Origin of the sequence: Plebeiibacterium sediminum, assembly GCF_026013605.1 — a bacterium.
In the GTDB taxonomy this organism is placed as follows: Bacteria; Bacteroidota; Bacteroidia; order Bacteroidales; family Marinilabiliaceae; genus Saccharicrinis; species Saccharicrinis sediminus.
Map to the genome: position 1 here is coordinate 1 of NZ_JAPDPJ010000122.1, position 7,025 is coordinate 7,025.

Below are 7,025 nucleotides of genomic sequence, written 5' to 3' on the forward strand. Positions count from 1 at the left end.
AAAAGTGAAAACTAATTTTTTTGTATTATTGTAACATCTTTCAAAGTGGCATGTTTTGACCGATAATACTGGCATGGTCACTCCGAAATAGCCATCTGTCTTTCATTTGCGTTTATTTCTCCTTAGCATTTCGTTTACTGACAGCCTAATGTAGTTAATATTTATATAAAAATATTTTATAACGGTAATTTATCACATCCTAATGTGGGGCGTTGTCTCTTTCTGTGATAACCTGATGAATCAGTTTAATAGATGCTTTGATACAGCTTTCACAAATAGTTTTTTTCAGGTTGTTAGACTTAAAATAGTTTTGACCTTCTTCGGTGTTTAAGTCACAATTCAATAATTCTTTACAATTAGATGTGCCTTGATTTTGAATAAAAAGATTGTGGAACTTTTGAATCATAGAATAGGTGTCTTCTATATGTTCCCTATTATCATTAGTTGCTGATTCGCTTAACAATCCAAATACCATATACGCAGCAGACACGGCTCCGCAGGTTTCTTGCAGGCGCCCCATTCCGCCACCAAAACCACATGAAACACTTAATGATGTATTGGTATCTATTGGCAAATAATCTGAATAAGCAAAAAGTACCGATTGGGCACAATTATAGTCCGTCCAAAACTTTTCTATGGCTTTTTCACTAAGTATGGTGTAATCTAATATATGGGTCATCTGTATATAGGTTTCTGTTATTTTTCACTTACAAGTGCATTCTCCCAAATCGTTTCAAAAATCATTCGGGTTATTTTCTCCATTCTTTTGTAATCCACCTTATTTGGCGTATCTGTTGGTTTATGCAGGTCGGGATTTATTCCATCAAAATAAAAAATATTAGGAACACCAATATCGGTAAATGATTTATGATCGGAGGCATCAATTGTCGACGAATAATCTGGTGTTAGATTATACTTTTTGCATAGCTGCTTATTTTGAGTAAGTAACGAATCAGCCAAAAAATTACTGATAAAATAGAAATAACTGGAATTATCCGAATGATCTGTATCAGCCCTTCCTATCATATCAATATTCATCATAAGTTTAATGTGTTCTTTATTTTTGAGGTGATCTGCAAAATACTTAGATCCCCATAGTCCCCCCTCTTCGCCTGAGAATGCAATAAAAATAATATTCTTCTGAGGTACATAGCCATCATTATACGCTTGCGAAAATATTGAAGCAAGCTCAATTAACGCAGCTACTCCGGATGCATTATCATCAGCCCCATGATACACTTCATCGTCCATCACACCCAGATGATCGTAGTGTGCTCCAATAACAATGGATTCATCATTATGAATACCCGGAATAAATGCTACAACATTATTTTCAATAATTGTATCTGTTGTTACAGATTTAACAGCTAGCTTTACAGAACCTATAGTATCATTCTCTTCAACACGTTTATTTTTCCAATGCGATATACTTTGGTTTGTGAGTTCTTTCACCGTCTGTGAACTTATTGCAACATACCGGTATTCCAGTCCCCTTATATTAAGTCTACGGATAGCAGTATCTGTTGGTGCCTTGTATCGCTTATATTTTTGAAAATCTTTATACTGTCGTGAAATAGATTCAAACTGATTGGTGTTTTCAGGATTAGCAATAATTGATAGTTCTGCTCCATACTCAAGAGCCTTTTTAGCATTTTTCATTGCAACCCGCAGGTTATTACTTAATGTAAAAACGGCTTTTCCTTTTACATCAATTTTTTTTAAATCTTCATCCCTTCCGTAACCGGCAAATACAATAGGTAGATCTTTACTGAAATTATCATACTCCCCTGTATACATATAATCTTCAAAATGGGTGAACTTTAAATCTCCGGCTTGTAATTCAGTTATTCTATCACTATAAGTAACCAAAGGGAAAGGTTGCAACCATGTATCTGCAAAATAAGGTTTAATCACAGCGCTTGTCTCCCATTGACTGACTATATAATTGCGAGCTCTTTCAATTCCTACAGTGCCTATGTTACGACCTTCGCATGAATCGGAAGCCAGAATATATACATGCTCCTTTAACCGTTTTGCTTTGATCGCTTTTGCGAAAGTATCTACACTGTTTTGTGCCTTAAGTAGTGAAGTTGTAAATAACAGACCAACAAGAGCGATATAATATTTTGCTTTCATTATGGAATACGTTTAGGGTTTTTTGCGTGGATTTACAGCTTAATATTCAAGCATGAAGATAGGATTTATTAGGATTAATTAGATACTTTGGTTAAATCAAATTTACAATCAATGGTATGAAGTTAATATCTGGTTCTACAGAAAATCTAAAAATAGTGTGTTCTTATATAATTAGGTATTATTGGCTGCTGTTGTTTTTCTTTTATATATTGATTTTAATCTTTGATGGATATTCCATACTCCAAATAAACCGGATAGTAATATTAATGTTAAAAAATAGTCTTTAAATGTGGCTGCTTTATTCTGTTCAATTGATACTAATAGTTTTGCTATCACTCTTAATCGCATTAATTCAGAAATGATCAGTACAAGAATTAATAATGGAGCGAAATGGTATGGAAAACTGTTTGCAGAGGAAAAAATTGCCAGTCCAAACCATAAAGTACAAAGTAGGTAGTTTACAATAGAATGAACTATAAATACCTTAGAATTTGTCTGACTATCAATAACTGTGTTATTGAGAAAAATTAGTATCGAATATGAAGCTATAAATAGCATTCCTAATTGGATCCATAAGATGAGTAGTACAACATCCATTGAATCAAATAGCTGTTTATATGAAGGAGTTAATGGAATAATTATTAATAAAATCCATGGAATAAACAGGATTCCGATTAGTTTGTCAGTAGTTATATTTAATATACGTTGAACCATGTACAATCATCTATAGTTTCTGGCTATTTTAACAGTGGAGTTAAAAATCGTAGTCAACTCGTTACAATTTCCTATTAAGTTATACGATAACCTAATCGAGCAAATGCAAAGCAATATACAATTATCTTTGCTATTACTTTTATACTTTATTAGCTCTTATTACTCTGTGTTTAACTTTATTGGAATCATAATTTGTATATCAATCAATTTTCCATTCAACATGCCAGGTTTCCATCTTGGCATTAATTCAACTATTTTAATTATCTCATTTGCAATTTGGGGATTAACATTCGATTTATTTGCCATTTTAATTTTGGTTAATTTTCCACTTTTTAAAACTACAAATGAAACATAAAACGTTGTTTCCTCCATATAGTTCTGCAATACACTACTGTTTTGTAAAGATACTTTCAGATATTCTTTTAATCCAATAATACCATTAGGAAACTCTGGCATTGTATCACACATAAAGTACGTTTCTGTACTAAAAACTTCACAATCTAAGCAAGCCTTCTTGGTGTAAAATGGAAAATATTCACTTAAACAAGCTAAATAGTGCAACGTAGTATCATTAACAAAAGATTTCTCAGATATGGTTATTAATAAGTGACTTAAATTACAATTCCAGGTATTTTCATTTGGTGACCAAAATTGAAATTCATTAATAGAATCGATACCTGTTAGAAAACCATTTACAATTACACCATCTTCTCCGAATACTTCATCTTTTTGAGAGTCAAATTTATGCTTTTCAAAAAACTGCACTATCTGCCTATAGTCAATTTCTTTAATAGCTTCTTTTTCCTTAAAATTCAATTCCTCTATTGCAAATTCAATACTGTCAACATTAATTTTTAAAGAGCTATTATAAATGAACGCAGGAGAAAAGTTAACTACAACTGATTTATCCTGCGAATAGGCTTCTATAGAAAAAAACAGTAATAATATGTAAAGGGTTTGCTTCATAGATTGCGAATATAAGTAATAGGCCGATTCTGTCAATTAACAATTTCCTAGAACATTTCCATTTTAGTATTAATGCTGTTTTTTAGTTGAAGTTAAATTTGTGGTTGACTGAACAAAATCATGAAGAACAAATCACGTTACCAACAACTATACTATTCCTCCTTTGGATTTATCTCGTGCAGTATGGCGTTTGTTTAAATTTCAAGCACTACAATCACTTGATATTCTATCAAGAATTGTCAAGTACCATTTATTATTAATCAAAGTTATATAAAAAACCAATTCTCCTTCTTCATCGTCAATAAGTACAATTCTGCGACTTTTATTTTCAATAGTTTTAAATTTACTAATTGTTTCAAAAGGAATATTTTCTTCTCTGTATTTAGTTAGGTTTATGGCTGTTGTTGATAATAAATTATCTATTCTTGTTGTATCGCAATATAGTCCAACTTTATTCCACTTTCCGGAATCACAATCAAATGTTGGTAATTCTTGAAATTGTATTTTTAAATCAATTTTAAACGGAAAATAAGGCAGATATTCAGGTATAGGTTTATTAAAATTAATTTTATCCGTTTTTTTAAATTCATCCATTGCTCCACGTCGAAGTAATACAATTAATCCATAATCCGGATGAATGTATTCATTTATTTTATCAGAATCTTTAGAATGAAAACCTTTAATTATTTCAAGTATTGCAGTGTTAAATTTGTCAGATTGACCATGCATCTTTACAGATGACATCAAAATCAGAGTTGTAAGTATTATAAAATAAATATTTTTCATTCTATAAATTTTCATGTATGCTTTATTCTGTCTAATTCCTCACGAGTTTTCAAATAAAGAATCACAGGCTGATTTAAAAAGCTAAACTTAACAATTCCTGCTTACCAGACACTTATGTTTTAGTTAAAAATTTATTATTTACTTTGGCTAATGCAATAGTTTCATCGAATTTACCAAAAGAACAGACTTCCTGATTGATATTTACAGCTTTTAACTATTCATTAATAAAAAGAGCATAAATTTGATTCAATTCAGGATTTCTTTTTGAATAGATAATTTCAACTTCTTGATTCTCTTCATATATATTCTCTTTATCGGTTTGTGTGAATGATTCATACCAAACACTATCCACTTTAAACTTGGTCTTTACCAACCACTCATTTTTCTTATTTACCGTAGAATACCATTTCTTTGAAATATATCCGGTAGTAATTACGCCATCTTTATCCAGAGCAATTTTTTCGTTTTTCCCACTCTGAAATCCAAATAAAGGTCCAATTATTAATATTGAACCAAACGCCAGAGCTTTAGCAGCTTGAGCATGAAAAATGCTTACAACCTTATAAATAGAAATAGGGATTCCTCCAAAAATTAAAATAATCGGTAACCATCTTAATATTCCCTCTTTGGCATATAGTACCGATTCTGGTATAAAAACAAACATAAATAATATAATACTCAAACATACGGATGAGAATCCAATAATTGTGAGCCACTCAGTTGTTGAAAGATGTTTTTTATTCATAGTTTTTATTTTGCATTAGAAGAAGCATTTACAATTAAAGACAAATCAATAATTCATCACTAATAAACCCATTAAATTTTAAAACGGTTATGATCTTTAATTTTTCAATTTACAAGACCTAATACATATATATTGCAATACGCATTATTTTATCTCTATTATTCTTTCCTCTACATTTGTAGTTCCTTCAGCTGTTACCTCTTTGGTCTCAACAGAATAAATAATCCAACCTGAACCATGAATCCTGGATGCAGTCCAGGTATCATTTATTAATGGAGGAATATCCTCTCTTTTAGGAACAGCAGTTTTCATAGTCTCGGCCATATTCACCAAATAATCAAATGTAGCATTGGTCAATTGCTCTGAATCTATTGATTTCTGCATTCGAATTATAAAATTGTTATCATCCGGATTTAACTCATCAAGCCAAACCGTTACTTTCATATCAAATGGGTTACCACCATATAAATTAGCTGCCTGCATATCAGCCTTGTATTCTTCACCAAGTTCATACTTTCCTCCGTGGAAAGTATAATACTGCTGCATTTCATTAACAGCACCAAGTTCAATTGATTGCTTTGTACTATACATTCCTTCAAATTGTTGAATAAACTTATCCATGTTCGGAATGCCTTTAGTTTCTTTTTTCAGCATTTTGGTTGCTTTCAAAATGTAATCTCTCACTTCTTTCCAATTAATTACTTCTTGAAATGCTCCAAATTCGTCGGTTCTAATTCTTACAGTCATATCTTCAGTTAATGAAGAAAGCTTTTGTATCAATTCTTTGTCGGAATGAATATCATAGTCATGATAAAACCAATCAATTACATATGAATTAGCTGTTGAATCCACAATTGTCATATCAACTTCATATTTATAAAATTCTCGTGAGGTTGTATCGGTTTCATTAATTTTAAATTTCTCTTGGGTAATAATATATGTTTGTTTTTCATTCATATCCCAGTATCCAATTACCTGCGCCGTTGAGTCAGCCATATTTATCTGACTAAATGCATTAACACTCAATAAAATTGTCAATAGTAAAATCTGTACTCTTCTCATCATTTATTACTTTTCCTTTATATTTCTATGGTTGCGTTTACGTGTTAATGAAGCCTAACTTTCAGGAACCATTGTAAACAGTTGTTTAGATCACCCTTGTATTTGGGTAAACAGTTTGCTAAAGTAGTTAATATACTAAAGAATCATATTACATAACGGATATTTAAATTATTATTGCAATATGATTTGCATTTAACACGTAAAAACAATATTAATTTAAGCTGAACAAACATCACATTTCTTACAATAAGCTCCGTAATGCTTACAAAGCGCTTCGGACCTGAATCATTGTCAGGTCACACTGCCTCAATGACAGTTTCATGTGTTGCAAAGCACTTCGCATCGCTTACAAAGCGTTTCGGACCTGAATCAATGTCAGGTCGCACTGCCTCAATGACAGTTTACACTGAATCAATGACATATTACACTGACTCAATGACAGTTTACATTGCCTGAGTAAACATTTACATTGGCCGGATAAAGATTTACATGGAAACAATAACCAGTTTAAGGGGTTTTTCTAGGGTATGTTCAAAATTCTGTGTCAGAGTTTGTTTATATGTTCATTTCTTTTTTGAAATCAATATCAAAAGCTTTGAAGGCCAAGTAAAGATTC

The 7,025-nt window shown here is 31.4% G+C and carries 8 protein-coding genes; 1 reads left to right on the forward strand and 7 read right to left on the reverse strand.

Annotated features, from left to right (window positions below):
* Positions 1 to 199: 199 nt before the first annotated feature.
* From OM075_RS23865 to OM075_RS23895, 7 genes are all read right to left on the reverse strand, one after another.
* Positions 200 to 679: a C-GCAxxG-C-C family protein gene (locus OM075_RS23865; RefSeq protein ID WP_301193073.1), complete on the reverse strand. Its 480-nt coding sequence runs from the start codon at positions 677 to 679 to the stop codon at positions 200 to 202.
* 17 nt (positions 680 to 696) lie between these two features.
* Positions 697 to 2,136, reverse strand: coding sequence for a M20/M25/M40 family metallo-hydrolase (locus tag OM075_RS23870; RefSeq protein ID WP_301193074.1), 1,440 nt, complete (start codon positions 2,134 to 2,136; stop codon positions 697 to 699).
* A 171-nt stretch (positions 2,137 to 2,307) separates the two neighbouring features.
* Entirely contained in the window at positions 2,308 to 2,850 is a 543-nt protein-coding gene (locus OM075_RS23875) for a hypothetical protein (RefSeq protein ID WP_301193075.1), read from the reverse strand.
* Between the two features lie 159 nt (positions 2,851 to 3,009).
* Entirely contained in the window at positions 3,010 to 3,816 is an 807-nt protein-coding gene (locus tag OM075_RS23880; RefSeq protein WP_301193076.1) for an energy transducer TonB, read from the reverse strand.
* Positions 3,817 to 4,017: 201 nt separating this feature from the next.
* On the reverse strand, positions 4,018 to 4,602 hold the full coding sequence (locus OM075_RS23885) for a hypothetical protein (protein WP_301193077.1): 585 nt from the start codon (positions 4,600 to 4,602) through the stop codon (positions 4,018 to 4,020).
* A gap of 214 nt (positions 4,603 to 4,816) precedes the next feature.
* Entirely contained in the window at positions 4,817 to 5,347 is a 531-nt protein-coding gene (locus OM075_RS23890; protein ID WP_301193078.1) for a hypothetical protein, read from the reverse strand.
* A 144-nt stretch (positions 5,348 to 5,491) separates the two neighbouring features.
* Positions 5,492 to 6,412: a hypothetical protein gene (locus OM075_RS23895; protein WP_301193079.1), complete on the reverse strand. Its 921-nt coding sequence runs from the start codon at positions 6,410 to 6,412 to the stop codon at positions 5,492 to 5,494.
* Between the two features lie 255 nt (positions 6,413 to 6,667).
* Between OM075_RS23895 and OM075_RS23900 the strand changes: the two genes are divergently transcribed.
* On the forward strand, positions 6,668 to 6,865 hold the full coding sequence (locus tag OM075_RS23900; protein ID WP_301193080.1) for a hypothetical protein: 198 nt from the start codon (positions 6,668 to 6,670) through the stop codon (positions 6,863 to 6,865).
* The last annotated feature ends 160 nt before the right edge of the window (positions 6,866 to 7,025 follow it).

Excerpts from the sequence above, each read along its gene's own strand:
- OM075_RS23865 (WP_301193073.1), bottom strand. The coding sequence starts at position 679 with ATGACCCATATATTAGATTACACCATACTTAGTGAAAAAGCCATAGAA.
- OM075_RS23870 (WP_301193074.1), bottom strand. The coding sequence starts at position 2,136 with ATGAAAGCAAAATATTATATCGCTCTTGTTGGTCTGTTATTTACAACT.
- OM075_RS23875 (WP_301193075.1), bottom strand. The coding sequence starts at position 2,850 with ATGGTTCAACGTATATTAAATATAACTACTGACAAACTAATCGGAATC.
- OM075_RS23880 (WP_301193076.1), bottom strand. The coding sequence starts at position 3,816 with ATGAAGCAAACCCTTTACATATTATTACTGTTTTTTTCTATAGAAGCC.
- OM075_RS23885 (WP_301193077.1), bottom strand. The coding sequence starts at position 4,602 with ATGAAAAATATTTATTTTATAATACTTACAACTCTGATTTTGATGTCA.
- OM075_RS23890 (WP_301193078.1), bottom strand. The coding sequence starts at position 5,347 with ATGAATAAAAAACATCTTTCAACAACTGAGTGGCTCACAATTATTGGA.
- OM075_RS23895 (WP_301193079.1), bottom strand. The coding sequence starts at position 6,412 with ATGATGAGAAGAGTACAGATTTTACTATTGACAATTTTATTGAGTGTT.
- OM075_RS23900 (WP_301193080.1), top strand. The coding sequence starts at position 6,668 with ATGCTTACAAAGCGCTTCGGACCTGAATCATTGTCAGGTCACACTGCC.